At 31.8% G+C, this 19,494-nt stretch carries 19 protein-coding genes; 9 read left to right on the forward strand and 10 right to left on the reverse strand.

What is annotated here, in order from left to right:
* Window positions 1-653 precede the first annotated feature (653 nt).
* Window positions 654-2,339, reverse strand: coding sequence for a CocE/NonD family hydrolase (locus LQ617_RS08165; RefSeq protein WP_239740157.1), 1,686 nt, complete (start codon window positions 2,337-2,339; stop codon window positions 654-656).
* Window positions 2,340-2,558: 219 nt separating this feature from the next.
* Here LQ617_RS08165 and LQ617_RS08170 point away from each other — a divergent pair, with 219 nt between their 5' ends.
* Window positions 2,559-3,155, forward strand: a complete 597-nt coding sequence (locus tag LQ617_RS08170) for a TetR/AcrR family transcriptional regulator (protein WP_239740158.1) — start codon at window positions 2,559-2,561, stop codon at window positions 3,153-3,155.
* Window positions 3,156-3,187: 32 nt separating this feature from the next.
* Here the strand turns inward: LQ617_RS08170 and LQ617_RS08175 are convergent, their stop codons facing one another.
* Window positions 3,188-3,967, reverse strand: a complete 780-nt coding sequence (locus LQ617_RS08175) for a GH25 family lysozyme (RefSeq protein ID WP_481816975.1) — start codon at window positions 3,965-3,967, stop codon at window positions 3,188-3,190.
* Window positions 3,968-3,999: 32 nt separating this feature from the next.
* Window positions 4,000-4,203: a DUF6440 family protein gene (locus LQ617_RS08180; RefSeq protein WP_048541500.1), complete on the reverse strand. Its 204-nt coding sequence runs from the start codon at window positions 4,201-4,203 to the stop codon at window positions 4,000-4,002.
* Window positions 4,204-4,274: 71 nt separating this feature from the next.
* Between LQ617_RS08180 and LQ617_RS08185 the strand changes: the two genes are divergently transcribed.
* Complete coding sequence (locus LQ617_RS08185; RefSeq protein ID WP_239740159.1) at window positions 4,275-4,589, forward strand: thioredoxin family protein; 315 nt, start codon at window positions 4,275-4,277, stop codon at window positions 4,587-4,589.
* Window positions 4,590-4,591: 2 nt separating this feature from the next.
* Here LQ617_RS08185 and isaB read toward each other — a convergent pair whose 3' ends face one another.
* Window positions 4,592-5,143: an immunodominant staphylococcal antigen IsaB family protein gene (gene isaB / locus LQ617_RS08190; RefSeq protein ID WP_049319496.1), complete on the reverse strand. Its 552-nt coding sequence runs from the start codon at window positions 5,141-5,143 to the stop codon at window positions 4,592-4,594.
* Window positions 5,144-5,358: 215 nt separating this feature from the next.
* The gene (locus LQ617_RS08195; RefSeq protein WP_345773049.1) at window positions 5,359-6,594 is read right to left on the reverse strand and encodes an MFS transporter; all 1,236 of its coding nucleotides are present in this window, start codon (window positions 6,592-6,594) and stop codon (window positions 5,359-5,361) included.
* A gap of 158 nt (window positions 6,595-6,752) precedes the next feature.
* Here LQ617_RS08195 and LQ617_RS08200 point away from each other — a divergent pair, with 158 nt between their 5' ends.
* The 7 genes from LQ617_RS08200 to sarA all read left to right on the forward strand — a co-directional run bounded on the left by LQ617_RS08200 (window position 6,753) and on the right by sarA (window position 14,892).
* On the forward strand, window positions 6,753-7,742 hold the full coding sequence (locus tag LQ617_RS08200; protein ID WP_239740161.1) for a siderophore ABC transporter substrate-binding protein: 990 nt from the start codon (window positions 6,753-6,755) through the stop codon (window positions 7,740-7,742).
* Between the two features lie 75 nt (window positions 7,743-7,817).
* Window positions 7,818-8,393 (forward strand): GNAT family N-acetyltransferase, encoded by a 576-nt coding sequence (locus LQ617_RS08205; protein WP_239740162.1) that lies wholly within the window; start codon window positions 7,818-7,820, stop codon window positions 8,391-8,393.
* A gap of 611 nt (window positions 8,394-9,004) precedes the next feature.
* The gene (locus LQ617_RS08210) at window positions 9,005-10,516 is read left to right on the forward strand and encodes a PTS mannitol transporter subunit IIBC (protein WP_037590058.1); all 1,512 of its coding nucleotides are present in this window, start codon (window positions 9,005-9,007) and stop codon (window positions 10,514-10,516) included.
* A 24-nt stretch (window positions 10,517-10,540) separates the two neighbouring features.
* The gene (locus LQ617_RS08215; RefSeq protein ID WP_025905500.1) at window positions 10,541-12,583 is read left to right on the forward strand and encodes a BglG family transcription antiterminator; all 2,043 of its coding nucleotides are present in this window, start codon (window positions 10,541-10,543) and stop codon (window positions 12,581-12,583) included.
* A 6-nt stretch (window positions 12,584-12,589) separates the two neighbouring features.
* Window positions 12,590-13,024 carry a PTS mannitol transporter subunit IIA gene (locus tag LQ617_RS08220; RefSeq protein ID WP_025905499.1) on the forward strand — a complete coding sequence of 145 codons (435 nt, stop codon included), beginning with the start codon at window positions 12,590-12,592 and terminating at the stop codon, window positions 13,022-13,024.
* On the forward strand, window positions 13,024-14,142 hold the full coding sequence (locus LQ617_RS08225) for a mannitol-1-phosphate 5-dehydrogenase (protein WP_204255196.1): 1,119 nt from the start codon (window positions 13,024-13,026) through the stop codon (window positions 14,140-14,142). The genes LQ617_RS08220 and LQ617_RS08225 overlap by 1 nt, the downstream gene beginning before the upstream one ends.
* A gap of 381 nt (window positions 14,143-14,523) precedes the next feature.
* Window positions 14,524-14,892, forward strand: coding sequence for a global transcriptional regulator SarA (sarA, locus tag LQ617_RS08230; protein ID WP_025905497.1), 369 nt, complete (start codon window positions 14,524-14,526; stop codon window positions 14,890-14,892).
* Between the two features lie 649 nt (window positions 14,893-15,541).
* Here sarA and LQ617_RS08235 read toward each other — a convergent pair.
* From LQ617_RS08235 to LQ617_RS08255, 5 genes are all read right to left on the reverse strand, one after another.
* The gene (locus LQ617_RS08235; RefSeq protein ID WP_058590846.1) at window positions 15,542-16,324 is read right to left on the reverse strand and encodes an alpha/beta fold hydrolase; all 783 of its coding nucleotides are present in this window, start codon (window positions 16,322-16,324) and stop codon (window positions 15,542-15,544) included.
* A gap of 132 nt (window positions 16,325-16,456) precedes the next feature.
* On the reverse strand, window positions 16,457-17,173 hold the full coding sequence (locus LQ617_RS08240; RefSeq protein ID WP_025904922.1) for a hypothetical protein: 717 nt from the start codon (window positions 17,171-17,173) through the stop codon (window positions 16,457-16,459).
* Window positions 17,174-17,267: 94 nt separating this feature from the next.
* Complete coding sequence (locus tag LQ617_RS08245) at window positions 17,268-17,795, reverse strand: SA0570 family protein (protein WP_037590564.1); 528 nt, start codon at window positions 17,793-17,795, stop codon at window positions 17,268-17,270.
* Window positions 17,796-17,919: 124 nt separating this feature from the next.
* On the reverse strand, window positions 17,920-18,699 hold the full coding sequence (locus tag LQ617_RS08250) for an alpha/beta fold hydrolase (RefSeq protein WP_196307812.1): 780 nt from the start codon (window positions 18,697-18,699) through the stop codon (window positions 17,920-17,922).
* Window positions 18,696-19,460 carry an HAD family hydrolase gene (locus LQ617_RS08255; protein ID WP_227531999.1) on the reverse strand — a complete coding sequence of 255 codons (765 nt, stop codon included), beginning with the start codon at window positions 19,458-19,460 and terminating at the stop codon, window positions 18,696-18,698. The genes LQ617_RS08250 and LQ617_RS08255 overlap by 4 nt, the downstream gene beginning before the upstream one ends.
* Window positions 19,461-19,494 lie beyond the last annotated feature (34 nt).

Genomic DNA, 19,494 nt, shown 5'->3' on the forward strand with positions numbered 1-19,494 from the left:
GCTTTAAAGTATCTATTTATATAGATTTTAAGACATACAAGCGTCTGGGACAGAAATGTTCTAGACGCTTTTTCATATTTTTAGAAATAAAGGCTGAATATTGCAAGTGAGGTGTGACTAGCAATATTGGAGGGCTGAATATTGCAAGTGAGGTGTGACTAGCAATATTGGAGGGCTGAATATTGCTAGTGGAGCGTGACAAGCAATGTTGGAGGGCTGAATATTGCTAGTGGAGCGTGACAAGCAATGTTGGAGGACCTCGTATTTATCAAGACTGACCAAACAAGATAAATAGACGCTTCGTATGTTGCAAGACTCATCAAGCAAGCAACTTAGAACCTCCGTATGTTGCAAGACTGATCAAACAAGCAACATAGACGCTTCGTATGTTGCAAGACTCATCAAACAAGCAACATAGAGGCTCACGTTTACATTGATTTTTCCATATAAAAAAGACTGGGACACAATGTAATGTCTCAGTCTCATTTAATATTTCTGTGCAGTATTAATTTTTATATCTGCGCCACAACGCCGATTACTTATTAATGAGATTATACTAATTCATGTTAAATTATACAATAATTTTCACTCTAAAATTCGAGATATTTTTCATTATTGTCTGTCAGAAAAAGCTCTTTTTCGATTTTTATCTATTAACCATTTATAACAGGAATGAGTATATGAGAATCATATTTTCCACCAGCATAAATATTGTGAACACCTTTATTAACTGTTTCTTCGTGTTCATAACGTGTTTTGAGACCTGGTGTACTATTACCTTTAACGACTTCACTTGCTTTTACGACTACTTCAAGTTGTTCACCTTTTTTAAATAATGTACTTGAAGGTAAGATTTCAATTTCTACTGGCACGATTTCATCTTTAGCTAATTTAAGCTCAGTTTCGTGTTTATGCCATGGTTGTAATGGTGTTGATTTTTCAGTATCTAATTCTCTGTGTGATACACGTAACCAACCTGATGCGACTTGACCATGTTCAATATGGTTGAAGTCTGGGAAATTTACTTCTTCGCCTTGTTTATTGATTTTTTTAATGCCTACAAATAAATCCATATCATCCGCTTCTTCTGCAGATACCCATAATTTCAATTTCATATTACCAGTTAATTCAGTATCTTCATTAAATACTTTATTAAATTTTACTTCGTCTTTGCCTTCTGATTCACTATTATAAGAAACTTTAGTTGATGCTTCTGGTTTCAAATCTTTTAAAGTCATGTCTGATCCGTCTAAATATAAAGCAGTTTCTTTAGTGTTAGGTAATGGGAAGTTTGTTGCTGTTTTAGTATTACCTCTATAAAATTTATCTCTTACTTCATAACTTACTTTAGGTGTATCTTTCCAATCATTTTCAATACCTTTTAAATAATAATCGAAAAATTCTTTTTGTTGTTCAAGAGATTCACGTGCATAATAAGATTCCCATTCTTTACGGCCATGTATTTTGAGCCATTTATCTTCTGATGATGCTTGTTTAAATCCTTCAAAAGTACCGCGATTATGCAATCCTTGAGTTGACCAACTTGCACATACAAACATTGGTACTTTAATTGCTGATAAATCTGCTTGTTTACCTTTCCAATATTCGTCAAACACCGTATGAAGTTTTTGTTCTTTTTTCAAATCTTCAATTTCTGTTTCTGGCCATCTTGCAACAATACCTTCATACCAGAATCTATAGAAACCAGTATCTGGTATACCACCATGGAAAGCAATTTCTCTGTACATATCATTTAAACCTTCCCAAGGTATCATCGCTTTTAAGTGTGATGGATTTAATGAAGCTACCCACCATTGTGTTACAGCTAAATATGAAACACCATTTGTACCGACATTGCCGTTACTCCATTCTTGTTGTCCAGCCCATTCGATAACTTCTGCATAATCTTTCGCTTCTGAAAGACCCCAAGGATATAATGCACCTTTAGATTTCGCACTACCTCTTAAAGCAACTTTTACGACAACATAATCGTTTGGTACCCAGAAACCTGGATCTGGTGATTCTTCTGGTGTAATACTTGATGTAGGAATTGCACCAAGTGTTGGCCATAATGAGCCCATATTTGTAATTTTTGGTTTGTTATCTTTACCATATGTGTCAGCTGACATGACAACAGGGAATTTCCCAGGTTTATTAGGGCGAATGACGTTTACATATAATACTGCACCGTCTGACATTGGTACTGCTACATCTTTTTCCATGATCATTTCTTGATTACCATATTGAATACTATCAACAACAATATGATTGATGCCTTCTTTAATATCTTCAATTGGTGTTACTGTTAATTTTGGATTACCTAGCATTTGTTTAGTCATATATTTCAAACCCTTTCTTTATATAGTGTTACTTTGAATACATGCAAAGCTTAATCCTCATACACATATTACACAATAATCACGACAACTAAAGGTGTTCGAAAATGAACAAACTGATTAAAATTGTTCATTATTTATGCTTGAAATGGCATTTTATGATTTATTTAAGATAATTCTTTATACTAAATATACAAGTCTTGATAAGAGGAGATGTCGTGAATGACACAAGATAGAAGGAACCGAAAAACTCAAAGTGCTATTAAAGATATTTTTCTAAATTTACTACAAAAGCATTCATTTTATGACATTACAGTCCAACAAATAGCTGATCTTGCTGATATTAATAGAGGTACTTTCTATTTTCATTATGTAGATAAATATGATTTATTAGAAAAAATGGAGAACGAAAAGATAAACGATATTCAAACATTTATTACTGAGCAAAATAAAAATGCTGTCTCTGATTCTCCTAAAGATGTAGTCCATAATATTATGGCGTATTTAATTGAACATATTGATCATCATTTAGAGTTTTATAAAACGATGTTTAACATTGGGCAAGTTTCCATGTTACAAGAAAAGCTTTACCAATTGATATTTGATCATTTAAGTTCATATAAAAATATCAACAACACTATTGGTGATATTCCTTTACTATATTTCACAAGCTATGTATCAGGTGCAGGTATTTCATTTATTAAACATTGGATACAAGACGAAAATAGAATCGATAAATCTCATTTAATCAAACATTTCACAACCATCGTCAATAATGGTCCCGTTCCATTAATGGAAAAAGAACAGTTCCCAAAATAATTTTAGGAACTGTTCTAAGTTTTTTATGCTCATCAATTTATAAACCAGCTTGTTTGCACATTTGGTCCTAGTACATTGGCATCGACATTTTGATTAAGTTCTGATGAATAGTAACTATCTGTGTATTGCCATAATACATGTTCTCTTTCAGGTTGTGTTTCTTGATATGAGGCTAACCAATAACCATCATAAGAGCCAACAGCATTCGCTGTATGATTAACCATAAAGTCTTCATAAGAGTATAATAATACTTTCTTATCACCTGAATACTTCCTCATTTCATTCAACCAAGCGAGTGTACTTGCATTCGTATCTCCTGAAGCAACTGATTCTTCCTCATAATCATTGATATAGAAACTTGCATTAGGTGCTCTATTATATAGCGATTTCGCTTCTGTTCTTGCTTCACTTGCATTTTCATACATACTATATGTATATACACCATACTTCATATTATTGGCAGAAAGTAATTTTGAATTTGTATCAAATGTTGCATCTTTATAGTCTGAACCATACTGTGCTCTTATAATAATAAAATCATAATTAGCTTTAAGCTTTTTAACTTGAGCTGACGTTAATTCTCCTTGCCATTCTGATAAATCAAGTATCGAATCATCTTTAGCTACTGTCGAAGATTCCTCTATTTCTTGTTTGTTTCTAAAAGTATTTTGATTTTCATTTTCTATGTATTTCTTATAACCATGACCCATCGTACCTTCTTCTTGGGCCGCTTCTACTTCTTCTGATGATACATTAATGATAAACATCATCGTCACGACTGTTATCATCATTTTTAGAAATCTTCTAGACATTTAAATACTCCTTGTCTTTGATGTATATTTTATTAAACTTTATCTATTACAGGTTTTCCATTCTCATCTAACAATGGTGTTAAACCACTGCCTGTACCTACCCAAGCATTAATATAATTTACGCCTGTTTCACGATCAACAAGAATCGAAATGCGACCTAATCCTTTAACATTATCTACCGATTTAACAAAAAATCGATTATTATCTTTTGAATCATTATCTTTATTACCAAACATATTTTTTCCTCCTTTTCTCATATAATGGTATAATATTTGCCATTATAATTAAATGATAGGAGCTAAATTTCATGAAAATCATCACAACTTTTGATGAATTAAATAAACAGATTGATGCACATACATTCACATTAATCTATGTATCTAGCGAGAATTGTTCGGTATGTAAAGCGGATTATCCAATCGTACAAAAAATGGTTGAGGAATATGACATTCCAGCATACGAAATTGTTGCTAACCAAATGCCAGAAGCAGTCGGACAATTAAATTTATTCACTTCACCTGTCGTATTACTTTATTACAAACAAAAAGAAGTTCACCGACAAGCCCGTATAATAGCCTTTGATGAACTTCAATATCGTATAGAACAATTTAACAATCTATAACACTATTCAACTATCGTATAGAAATCAATTCTCGTTACAGTACCTGTTTCATCAGAAGTGAAGGCAATTTTATAACCATTTAAACTCCAAGAATATTGACCTTCAACACTTCTTGGACTGCCTGATTTACTGAAATCTGTACCGTATGAATCAACTACATCATCTATTGATAAATTAAATTGATTTGCATTTGTCGGTTGTGCATTAGCATCTAAACCGTAGTTACTATATACATTTAAATTTTGATCATATAAATTTATATTTTTAGCTTCATCTTGATGTTCTTTAGCATAATCCTCATGTGCAGGTGTTTCATATCCATTTAACGTGAAATTACCTGACTCAAATCCTTTTTTGAATGTATCCGTTATGAAAAATCCAGGGTCATAACTCACATATCCATTGTAATAAGAAGTATAAGGTTGAGAAGCTTGGCTATCCATATTACTGTTGCTCGCCGCATCAACGGAATGACCGTTACCCGCCGCGCCTACCGTAAATACTGTCGCTACTGCTAAACCGGTTGAAACAAAAACTTTTGAAAATTTGTTCATTCGATTACTCTCCCTTTATATAGATTATGTATCATAAGATGATACACCTTCACCCTACACTTTTAAATTCCAATTACAAGGAATATTAAATAAAACATTTATTTGTTTTTATTACTTTTGTTTAATAGTAATCATTTTAATAAATTTAAAAACCCCAACCCGATATTTTCGAGTTGGGGGTTAATATATACTTCTTTTGCTTTATCAATAATGTCTCAAATTACACCGTCATGTTTTTTAATAAATGTGTAAAGATATGCCAAGATAAAGCATAATACTGCTGTAATGCTGAACGAAATAATATAGAATACTGAATTAATGTCAAAAAGTATACCTGCAACTAAAATTCCAAAAGGCATCATTACTTGTGACATTGTTTGCGACAACGCTAAATATTTACCTTTTATATGTTCTGGCACATTTTTTTGTACATAAATGTTTATCGGTACATTACTCAGTACAACGCCGCTTCCGATAATAAATATACTTATAAAATATATTACAAGTATCGATAAATTATATAAATCTGATATAAACGGAATACATAATATGAGTATTCCTACAGCTAAAGTAATCATGGCAACTTGCACATTTGCTACAAGTGTTCCTTTATTCTTCAATTTAGGATAAATCAAACCAAACAATATACCTGCTAACGGAAATCCTGTTTCAATGATTCCTAACTGTTTAGAATTCATATTAAATATAGTGACAAAACTTCCTGGAATACCTACCGTAACGAAACCAAACATAAAGTTAATGATAGATCCTGATAATAGTATTAAAAATATATCTTTATTTGATTTCAAAAATTTAAATACAACTTTATAACTGTTAAAGAATGTATCCTTAACTTCTTCATAGACTTTATTTTCTAGAACTTTATTAAACGCAATATTAAGCACTATTATTAATGAAATGAGCTCAGTTACAAACATAATAATCATAAAAGTCTTAATATCGAAATAAGCGTATACTATTCCACCTAAAATTGGAGCACCAATTTGTAATACATTCTGAATGACATTTCTATATGAAACTGTTTGATCTATAAAACGTTCACTAACTAAACTTAATAAACCACTGTTAAAAGTGAGTGATACAGCCATATCTGTAACTGTCAAAATGATTACAATTATGTATATGTATAGAAGTTGGTTTAAACTATTTGGTATTAAGTAAATACTTATAATTGATAAAATCGAAATGCACTGCATAAATATGATAAATGCTTTTTTATTAATCTTATCTATATAATATCCGATAGCAGTACTGCCCAATATAAATATGAGCGAATATATAATCATAATATTAGAAAAGGCTTGTACACTTCCTGTTATCTTTAAAACATGAAATGAAAGCGCAAAGGTAAATAATTTACTGCCAATAATGCTAAAAAAGGTAAATAAAATAATAAATATATAGTTTTTCTTCATATTGCATACCACCATATCATGACTTACTTTAATTATATACAAATTATCCTATGTGTGGAATAAGTAAATATGCAACCTCTAAAACATTTCCAATTTTTAAGATTAGCACTTGTTATTCTCAAATAATTTTGTATAATTGAGAAATGTTATCAATTAGAAAATGGGAGGCAATTATGAAAAAGTATATTACCGTCATCGTTTGTGTACTTTTATTATTATCTGCGTGTAGTAATAGTAAAGATGAAGTCAGTCATAAAGATACTGTCACAATTAAGAAGACTTTTGAATATAAAGAAAAGAATAAAGATCATAATAGAGGCAAGAAAAAAACTGAAACTGTAACAATACCTAAGAATCCTAAAAAAGTTATTGTCATGGATTATGGCGCTCTAGATATTATGAAAGATTTGAAATTACAAAATCATATAACGGCTATTCCTAAAGGTCCAAATGGTGATTTCTTACCAAGTTATTTATCAGAGTTTAAAGATGATAAATATACCAATTTAGGGAATCCCGGCAGACCGAATTTTGAAAAAATCGCTGAAGAAGATCCGGATTTAATTTTAATATCATTTAGGCAAGCTTACACTAAAAACTTAAAAGAATTTAAAAAGGCCGCACCTAACGCAAAAGTACTTTACGTGAGTCCTGATGATGATCGTTACATAGAATCTATTAAGGAAAATGCACAAAATATTGGAAAAATATTCGATAAAGAAAGTGAAACTGAATCACTCATAAAGAAACTTGATCAAAAAGTTAAATCTGTAATAAGTAAAGTGAATGATGATACCGTTATGTTTGCGAATATTGACCAAAAAGGCATTAAGACATACGGTAAAACTGGTAGATATGGTGGCTTTTTAAGTGGTGATTTAGGTATTAAACATATTGATCCAGATATGCCAGCGAACTCAAGCGGACAGTTAGTGTCATATGAATATATCGCTGAAAAGAATCCAGACAAAATCTTCTATATAAATAGAACAGATGATGATTCTAAAGGATTAACACAAGAACTTGAAAATCCAGTCATTAAAAATGTCAGTGCAATCAAAAATAAAGATATACTGAAATTCGATTCCAACACATGGTTCTTCGGTTCTGGTGGCATTAGTTCAACAATTAAACAATTAGATGATATAGAGAAAGCTTATTAATTCAATATTTTATACAGCCCTTTTGTAATGATATAATGTAATAAATTACACATATTTTTACAAAGGGGATTTTTAATGTATACAGATAAAGAATTAACTTTTCGTACGAACAGGTTGACGATTCGACCTTTAAACTATGATGACCACAAAGGTTGGATTGAAGGTTTTGAAAATCGATATCCTTCGCAATATAAACACGACAAAGGGAAAATCAATATGGAAGAATGCGACGAAACTTGGTTTAAAGAACTCGTTGATAAACAACAAGCGCTCATTAAACAAGACGATACTTTTATATTTGGAATATTTTTAGAAAATGGCAAACATGTAGGCATGCTGGATATTAAAGTATTAAGCAGATCAGACTTCCAATGGGGAGAATGCGGCTATTTCATACACAATCAATTTTGGAATCAAGGTTATGCATTTGAAGCTATGAAAGAAGTCATCAGCCAATGTTATAAAACATTAAAACTACATCGAATAGAAGCACATATTAATGTAGATAACGAACCTTCTAAAAAACTCATTAAAAAATTAGGATTTGAATTTGAAGTATTAAGAAAGAACTTTATTTATGAATTTGATGAATGGACAGATAACGAAGTATATTATATTAACTTACATAACGAAAAATTGATTGAATCTTAAAGATTGAGCGACCCGAAAACAAGGTTTTCGGGTCTATATTTTTATTTTATCGGCCTGCAAATCCCATTTTCGGGTCGATAATTATTTTTATCGGTCCATATTTCTCACTTCTGGACCGGTAAATTTTTTTATCGGTCCATATTTATCTTTTCTGGACCGGTAATTTATTTTATCGGTCCATATTTCCCGTTTCTGGACCGGTAATTTATTTTATCGGTCCATATTTATCTTTTCTGGACCGGTAATTATTTTTATCGGTCCATATTTATCTTTTCTGGACCGGTAATTATTTTTATCGGTCCATATTTCCCGTTTTTGGACCGATAATTCCCACGCATCGGTCCAGAAACCTCCTCTTTTTCCTCACTCTTCTTCTATTTCACTTTTATTTCCTATTTTATATTCCTTAACAGTATGAAGCGTCTCTCTAAAAGTGTATAATTACATTACAAGTGTGTATAAGCTATTTGAATCCCCCAAAATAAATGTTTATGACACGCATGTCAAAATGGATGTGACAAAGTTGCATTTACTAATCATTGTATATGTACATACATCTTCGTATGATTAAGTTACAAAATACTTTTTATATAAGGGAAGGTGTGTTCAATATGGCAGAACAAGCTGAAAAGAAAAAAGGCATTGGTCCTAAGGTTCAAGCTTTTGGTTCATTTTTAAGTAGTATGATTATGCCAAACATTGGTGCTTTTATTGCTTGGGGGCTAATTACAGCACTGTTTATCAAAGATGGTTGGCTACCTAACGAAGAACTTTCTTCAATGGTTGATCCAATGATTAAATATTTAATTCCATTACTTATTGCATTTAGTGGTGGTCGTTTAGTTCACGGTTTACGTGGTGGTGTCGTTGGTGCGACAGCTACTATGGGTGTTATCGCGGCATTCCCAGATACGCCGATGTTAATCGGTGCAATGATTATGGGTCCATTACTTGGTTGGTTAATGAAAAAAGTTGACCAATTCTTAGTTCCTAGAACACCTCAAGGCTTTGAAATGTTATTCAATAACTTCTCAGCTGGTATTCTAGCTTTCATCATGGCGATTGTTGGTTTCAAAGGATTAGCGCCATTAGTTGAAGGACTTATGAAAGTCTTAGGTATGGGTGTTGACTTCTTAGTTTCTCATCACTTATTACCATTAGTAAGTATTATTATTGAACCAGCTAAAACAGTATTCTTGAACAATGCAATTAACCACGGTGTCTTAACACCTCTTGCATCTGAACAAGTAGCTCATGCTGGTAAATCTATTCTTTATACTTTAGAATCAAATCCTGGACCAGGTTTTGGTATTCTATTAGCTTATATGGTATTCGGTAAAGGTACTGCAAAAGCAACTTCATATGGTGCTGGTATCATCCACTTCTTAGGTGGTATTCATGAAATTTACTTCCCATATGTTTTAATGCGTCCTTTATTACTAGTTGCCGTTATTTTAGGTGGTATGACTGGTGTTGCAACATTTAGTATGTTTGACTTCGGTACTACTGGACCAGCATCTCCAGGTTCAATCTTAGCTTATATCGCTATTACACCTAAAGGAAGTTACTTAATTATGTTACTTGGTATCTTCTTAGCAACATTAGTTTCATTTGTAGTTGCATCTATCATTTTAAAATTCACTAAAGATCCTGAAGGCGACATTGAATCAGCTACTGCTGATATGGAAGCTCGTAAAGGTAAAAAATCTTCTGTTAGCGGTGCTTTAACTGGTTCTAAAGAACAAGAAAAAGGTGAAGCTTCTGAAGAAACAGAAGAAAAAGATGAATCTGAAGAACTATTAGATCAATATGACACAGAAAATATTGATGCACATGATTTCTCTAATGTTAAAAAAGTTATCTTTGCTTGTGATGCTGGTATGGGCTCAAGTGCTATGGGTGCTGGTATGTTAAGAAATAAATTCAAAAAAGCTGAGTTAACTGATATTGAAGTTACAAACACAGCTATTAACCAATTACCAGATGATGCTGATGTTGTCATTACGCAAAAAACATTAACAGATAGAGCAATTAAGAAAAATCCTAAAGCCATTCATATTTCAGTAGATAATTTCTTAAATTCACCAAGATATGAAGAATTAATTAACGAACTGAAAAAATAATTTTACACAAAGGAGTGAAGAACGATGATGATCAGTAACCGGGAAAAGAGTATTCTCAAATTACTATCTGAGCGTCTTCACTCTTTTTTAACAATTCATGATATTGCACAAGCACTTGGTATTTCTTCTCGAACTGTTCATAGAGAGATGAAAAGCGTTGAAGATACACTGAATAAATATCACTTATCTCTGACAAGAGTTCCTAAATTAGGATTACGTATTGAAGGAGAACCAGAAGACATTGACAATTTTGTACAATCATTGACTGAACAAAATACTATTGATTTATCTGATGAAGAAAGAAAAGTTATTATTCTATACAACCTTATTCAATCTAAAGATCCAGTAAAATTATATAGTCTTGCGAATGAAATTGGTTCATCTACACATACACTTAACAAAATCATTGAACAATTGGAACCTGAATTACACACATTTGAACTTTCATTAGAACGAAGACGTGGCGAAGGTTTGATTCTGAATGGTGAAGAAGTCAACAAAAGGCAGTTACTTGCTAGAATCATGTTAGAAAAATTAGATGGTGACAGCGTGTACTCTGTAGTAGAAGATCATTTCGTATATCATACGTTAAACGAAACACATCTTCGAGGTATTGTTGATATAGATAGATTGTTTAATGTTGAACGCTTGTTAATGGATGAACTCGGTACATTACCTTATACATTAACTGAAGCAAGTTACCTCACATTAACGATTCATATCGTTTTAGCAATTGAACGTATTAAGCAAGATGGACATGTAGAAATTGAGGATGATATTTTAAATGAATTGATTTCGACTGATGAATTTAAAGTATCAGAGAGACTTACCAATGTATTAAGCGATATATATGATGTAACATTTAATCATTCTGAAATTGCTTTTATTACAATGCATTTAAGAGGCGCAAGACGTCGCCACGAAACAACTTATGAAAACAATGACATTCATAAGCAGCGCGTAACCGAACTTATAGAATTTGTAAAAGATCAAGGATTTTCATTTAAAGATGAAGATGCCCTATTCAAAGGATTAAATTTACATTTAGAACCTGCGATTAATAGACTTGAGGCAAACATTGAAACCTACAATCCGCTTACCGAAATGATAGAAACCTATGATCAAGAGTTATTTGAAGCTGTTTCATCAGGTTTAAAGATTGTATTCATGAATTATCATTTTCCAAAAAGCGAAGTTGCTTATATCGCACTTCACTTTGGTGGCATGTTACAAGCCAAACAAAGACGTTCATTACATGTTCTCGTTGTATGTAGCAGTGGAATTGGTACAAGCCGTATTCTATCCAATCGTTTGAAACAGCATTTTTCTGAAATCACGCAAACTACCGAAGTTTCTGTCAGTAGTTTAAAGTCGATTGATTTTTCAAAGTATGATGGCATGATTTCAACTGTAGCTGTAGACACAAAGTATCCGCACATTACAGTGAATCCTTTATTACCAAAGCAAGACGCTGAAAATGTGAAATACTTTTTGAAATTACAGCAATCTGTTGTCCATGATCCTCAAAATACGCAGAATCAAGAACAACCTCTATCATATGAAGATTATGATCGCACTGTAACTTTTATAGAAGAAAGTTTGGCACTAATTCAAAATATGATCGTTGAAAAGAAAAAAGTAACACAGTTAGAACGATATCTCATTCAAACATTGTCGAAGCATCGTGTGATTGACAATACACATACGTTCAGTGAAAAGCTTAACAGCCGGATGAATTTACAAGGCTTTGCATTAACCGGTTATCCAGTTGCTATTCCCCATCTTTCTGATGAATCAATCAAAAAGCCACAATTGATTATTACGGAATTAACAAAACCATTAATGCTAAAAACGATTGAAAATGAACAACAAGAAGTAAATTGGCTTGTATGTATGTTTATTCCGAGAAATTCGGAACAAGGACAACTTATGAGCGAAGTGTCATCCTTAATTACAGAACATTTGGATGATATTGATCAGTTGTTAAATGATAGAGTAAAGATAGAGAACACACTCAAATCATTTTTCTTAAATAAATTAAAACAAAAACTAACGAAAACGGAGTGAATTAACATGACAAAATTATTTAATCCAGAAAACATTTTTATGAATCTTTCAGTAAATTCTCAAGAGGAAGCTATCGAAAAAGCTGGCCAAGCATTAGTTGAAGAAGGTGCTGTAACTGACAAATATATTACTGCAATGAAAGAACGTGAACAAATCGTTACAACATATATGGGTAACTTCTTAGCTATCCCACATGGTACAGATGAAGCTAAAACTGAAGTATTAAAATCAGGTCTAGTATTACTTCACATTCCAGATGGCGTAGATTGGGACGGCAATGAAGCTAAAGTAGTTGTTGGTATCGCTGGTAAAGATGGCGAGCATTTAGATATTCTTTCACAAATTGCTATTGTATTTAGTGAAGAAGAAAATGTTGAACGTGTTATCAATGCACAATCTAAAGATGAAATTCTTGCAATCTTTGAGGAGGTTGAACTTTAATGAAAGCCATTCACTTTGGTGCTGGTAACATCGGACGTGGCTTCATAGGTAAAGTATTAAATGATAATGGCTATGAAGTGACATTCGTCGATGTTAACGAAACAATTATTAATCAAATTAATGAAGAAAAAGCTTATCAAGTTGTTATCGCAAATGAAGAAAATACTAAAGAACCTGTTTCAGGCGTTAAAGGTATCAATAGCATTACTGAAACAGACAAATTGAAAGAAGCGATTTTAGAAGCAGACGTCATTACGACAGCTGTAGGTGTAAACATCTTACCTATTATCGCTAAATCATTTGCATCATTCTTAAAAGAACGTGAAGCTGGTAAACCATTAAATATCGTCGCTTGTGAAAATGCTATTATGGCAACAGATCAATTGAAAAAAGCCATTTTAGATATTACAGGTCCTTTATCTGATGACATTAGCTTCCCTAACTCAGCAGTTGACCGTATCGTACCTCAAGGTCAAAAAGAAGGATCATTAGACGTATTAGTTGAACCTTTCTTTGAATGGGTTGTAGAAGCTTCAAAATGGCAAGGTACACAATTACAAGATGTACACTATGTTGATGATTTAACACCTTATATCGAAAGAAAATTATTAACAGTTAATACAGGTCATGCTTATTTAGCTTACTTTGGTCAATACAAAGGTTACAACACAATTCTTGAAGCGATTCAAGATGAAGAAATTAATGCAGGTTTACGTGAAGTATTAAAAGAAACAAGTGAATATCTTGTTTCTAACTTCGATGAGTTTACAAAAGAAGATCAATCTTACTATGTTGATAAAATAATTGGTCGTTTCCAAAACCCATATTTATCTGATGATGTAACAAGAGTTGGTCGTGGCGTATTACGTAAAGTTGGACCAAACGATCGTATCGTTAAACCGCTAGTAGCTTTATCTAAAACGAATAAAAAACATTCTGAACTCGTTAAAGCACTTTGCTATTTATTAGAATATCAAGATGAAAACGATAAAGAAACAGTAGAGAAAAACGACTACATCAAGGAACATAGCGTTGCGGAATTCTTAAGTAAATATGCAGAATTAGAATCAGATATTATCGAAGAAGTAATCATTCAATATACTTCAATCAATAAATAATTTTTAAGAAGTCGTATGTTAAATACGACTTCTTTATATGGTTAATTTTATAATATTCTCATTTAATATCGGCATATTTCGTAATTTTCAATTTATTTTATTGATAGAATTAATAATAACCATGCACTTTAATTTTTTGAGATTATATTATACCTACCTTTCGTTTGTGACAGTTATATTATTTATATTATTATTTAATTAAATCCTACTCTTATTAGTTTACATACAGTTATTTTTAGGCTAAAATAAGTAAATAATTGATAAACTGTATTTATGAATTAAAAATTTAAAACGCTTCCATGTTGATAATGCGAGGCTTTACCACCAAACTGTATTATTTCAATTACAGAAGCAAAATACTCACTTCTAGGGGGATTCAAAATGGCAATTTCTAAAATAGAAAATTGTTCCGATTTATTAGCACTTGTAACATATGTGGACAAATTAAAATCAATCATTAAAAAGGATTTTTCACTTAGCTTTGAAGAATTCGCTGTATTAACTTACATTAATGAAACAGACGATGAAGAATATCATCTTAAAAAAATCATTAGCAAGTTAAACTACAAACAACCACAAATTGTAAAAGCAGTTAAAAACTTATCACAACAAGACTACTTTACAAAAAGAAGAAATGAATATGACGAGCGTACAGTTTTAATTCTAGTTAATAAAAAACAACGTAAATCAATTTCTGAAGTGCTTGAAAAAATCGATAACGAAATCGCTAAAACTGAAATTAACGAATAATATGACGAAGCGGAGACATTCTATGATGTCTCCGCTTTTTTGTGGGGTGTGGGTGATCTGGGGCGATTGGTAAACTAGGTATTCTTGGAAAAGATGTGAGTTTACTGCTTCTTTAACTCACATCTTTTACTATCTCGTGAGTTTATTACGCTTTTAACTCGCATCTTTCATGATCTTGTGAGTTTACTACTTCTTTAACTCACATCTTTCACGATCTCGTGAGTTTAATGCCTCTTTAACTCACATCTTTCACGATCTCGTGAGTTTACTACTTCTTTAACTCACATCTTTTACTATCTCGTGAGTTTATTGCCTCTTTAACTCACATCTTTCATGATCTCGTGAGTTTACTGCCTCTTTAACTCACATCTTTAACGATCTTGTGAGTTTATTACGACTTTAACTCACATCTTTCACGATCTCGTGAGTTTATTACGACTTTAACTCACATCTTTCATGATCTCGTGAGTTTATTACGTCTTTAACTCACATCTTTCACGATCTCGTGAGTTTACTGCTCCTTTAACTCACATCTTTCATGATCTCGTGAGTTTATTACCTCTTTAACTCACATCTTTCACAAACCACACACCTTCCTCACCTTACCAATAAAAAGCTAAGACATCATCAAATGCCCTAGCTCGCTTTATTATATGACTTGTTTATCTCTTACTGGTTGGTTTAAAAAAGATGATACGACTTGTTTGAATTTTTCACTTTCTTCAATAAATGGTGCGTGCCCTGAATGTTCAAATATTTCTGTTTGAGCGTTCTTAATATTTTCCGAATCATTATCAATATCAAAAGGATCATGTTTACCTTTCACGATAAGTGTTGGTATATCTATATGATCTATTTTGATATTTATACCATTTATAGATCTAACAGAAATTGCATCTTCTTCTGGTGTCATTCGATAATATTTTTTCACTTCTTGATACCATTTAAAAGTCGATTTAACATCATGAAATATTTCATTGAACAATATTAACATTGCTTCTTCTTTACTAAATCCTGCGACTTTATCTCTATGTTTAGCTATTAATTTAATAAGTGGTTGTTTACCTTGATTGGAAATTGAAGATACGAGTACTAACTTTTCTACTTTATCTGGATGTTGGTTTGTAAATTCTTGTGCAATGACGCCACCCATATCATGTCCTAATATATAAGCTGATTCTATGTCTTCAGCATCCATTAAATCTACAATATCATCTATATGATTTTGGATGGAAATTTCTTGTTGTTTATCTGATTTACCATGTCCCCTAGAATCCATTGTATATATTGTAAATTGATCTTTCAGAAGCTGTACTGTTGAATTAAATGTCGCTAAATTCATATTTAATGCATGTAACATAATTAATGGTTTCCCTTTACCGTGTTTTTCATACACTATATGAGTCCCATCCCTTGTTAATAATTCTCCCATAATGAGTACCTCCCTACTTTACAGTAATAATATACCCATTTAACAATTTTTCACACTTATAATATTAAGTTAATGCCATAAAAATAAATGCAAAAAATGATTGTAGCCAATACATCATTTTCTGCATTTATGTTATACATATTTTCTTGTAGAATACATCATTACAAAATAAAGGATAATCACGAGGATAATAGACCAACTTGCAAATGTAACAATCATAATTACTGTTTCATTCATCGTTATGGATGCGATTGTTTTTTGAATAACTGCTAATCCCATTGCACCAACTTCGAGCTTTTTCATAAATATTGCGAGTATAACGAGAAGAATCCCTATGCCAAATATGGCTTGAAATACTTGTAACGGTAATACATACATTCCTAACGTAACATTAAATATTTTAAGCATACATAGAACAATGCCTATACTAAATAAGAAAATATTGGTCATCATCAATTTCTGATTAGGATAGAGATAACTATGTTTTTTTATAATTAAATATATAACGAGTGAAATAGACAATATAATTACAAAATAAAATATATACAATCCCGTTACGGCATTAAACGGAATGAGCTTTTTATCAAATAAATATGCTAATAATAAGAAGTGTAGTGTATAAAAAATGATTGGATTATAATTTACAACCACAATATTTCTCTCTATGATTTGAAGTATTTCAGCGTGAGATTTGTGTCGATATTCTGCATAGTCTATATCTTTCTCATCTGACTTTTTCATATCCTTCTTTAATGAATGTTGTACTTTATCAATTTGTTTAGGTAATACACCGACATGCTGTAAATAGTCATTTACATTTTCCAGCAATACATTATTGTTCGGACGCAAATAAATACACCACCTTCATTATAATATTGTATAAATTAATCCCCTATTATGCAATATGTATATAACATAACAGGGGATTAAATTCGTTATTGATTTAGTATTTACCTATATCAACACGATATACTTTAAATTGTTTACTATCAGGTGTTGCTTTTGAAAGCTGGAAGTGTGCTTGTCCATTATTCACGTAAGCATAACCGCCCGTGTACTTATTATTTTGTACACGTTTAGTTGTATTGTCACCAAGAATTGAGACAAGCGAATCTAATTTCACATTTGTTAATTTGTCATAAATCATTGTAACGCGTTTAACTGTTTCTTTATTACCTTTAACTTTGGCAGTAATAATCATATGTCCATTTTTAGTATCAAATTCGTAATAATTTTCTCTATCATTACTATCATCAGAATATGAGAACATTAAATTAGGATACTTTGATTTAATTTTAGAAATCTTATCACCAATTTTAATACCTTCGATTGTTACTGTACCGTCTTTATAGGTCTGCACATTATTTTCGTTAATATTTAATTGATTTTTAGTTGCAGCATTTGCCTCAGCAAAAGTTGAAAATGGCAGAACCATAAGTACCATTGCAATTATTAAGAGACATTTTTTCATATGAGGTTCTCCTTCAGTCTGTGTCTTATATGCTATGCATTGAACTGCGTTAATTATAACATAAAGATTACAAATTGACCACTTTTATTACAATCATGTAACAAAACCGTGAAATATCGCTTGATTAACTTAAAAATTCTTCCAATACTTTAATGAATTTCTCTTTTTCTTCAATAAAAGGTAATTCTCCTGAACCTTCAAACAGTTTAAATTCAGCATTCGGCAACAGTTCACTTATTCTTTTACCTTCGCTATATAATATTTTGCCATCGTATTGTCCAGAAATGACGAGCGTACGTGTTTCAATATCTGGAAGTAACGATATAATATCAAAGTCTTTAAAAGAGCGCTTAACAGCAATTTCTTCTTCCATCGTTTGAAGGTCATTCGACGGAATATGTGACTTTACAAACTTTTTAGCTTGTTTAATATTTTTATATCTGAATCTTAATAAATATTTTTCTTTGTCCTCATCAGACATCGTTCTAATTTCATCAGCATGTCTATCATAAATACGGTTATCTGGAAACGTTGAATGATCGTCTGTAGGATTAATTAACACCATGCCATTGATTAAATCAGGATTCTTATATGTGAGACCTGTTGCAATTGTTGCGCCAAGTTCTAGGCCAATTACATATGCGGAGTTAATGAATAATGCATTTAATAGTTGCTGAATATCTGAAATATAGTCATCTACTCTACTATCATGTGGTGTATCACTTAAGCCATGACCTCTCAAATCAATAGATATAACTTGATAATTTTTACTTAATTTTTTAATCAGTGGTTCAAAGACATCCATGTCTTGAAAAACACCATGTAACAAAATAATTGGATAGCCGCTACCTTTTGTTTTATAGTGTATGGCAACATTTTCTTTCGTTAAAAATAAGTTCATCATGCTTCACCTCTTTCGATTTGTTTACAAACATCTATGAGATCACTTAAACTTTCGATTGTATAATCTAATTCGTGCTCCTCTGGTGTGCCAATGACTGAATTAGCCATCCATGCAGTCTTCATGCCCATAGCATGTGCTGCTGCGATGTCATTTAAAGGACAATCTCCAACATATAATGCATGATGTGCCGTTATGCCAAGATGTTTCAATATATCTTCAAATATGATTGGGTCTGGCTTCATAGCCCCCACCTCATCAGAAGTTGAAACATAATGAATGTATGGATAAATACCGATTGCATTCATAACGTGTGTAATTTCTTCACTCTTACCATTCGCTACAACACCTAATTTATAACCCATGCTGCGTAGTTTATCCAATGCTACCAATGTATCATAGAAAGGAAAATGGTATCTGTAATGATGCATTTTATAGTCGTTATAAAATGTCTTCCACGATATCCTTTCTATATTTAATCTCTTTACGAGTTCTTGATATACCCATTCAACATCTTCTATACCATAGGGATTTAACGTTAAATATACCTTTTCAAAATCACGTCTTTGGACTGTTACCATTAACTCATGAAATCTCTCAAACTGTTCTTCCAAAAACTTCATTCGCGATTTCTCACGATCTACAAGCGTATCTTCTAAGTCAAAAATAATCGCTTGAATATCACACGAACACATGTCATCATCCCTTTCATAGAAACATTTTAAACTATTCCATAAAGAAAGCAATACAATTTTTACATACAAAACACCAACCCTCTATCATAAAGTTTAAAGGATT

The sequence above is a fragment of the Mammaliicoccus sp. P-M59 genome (assembly GCF_022386135.1).
Taxonomy (GTDB): domain Bacteria; phylum Bacillota; class Bacilli; order Staphylococcales; family Staphylococcaceae; genus Mammaliicoccus; species Mammaliicoccus sciuri_A.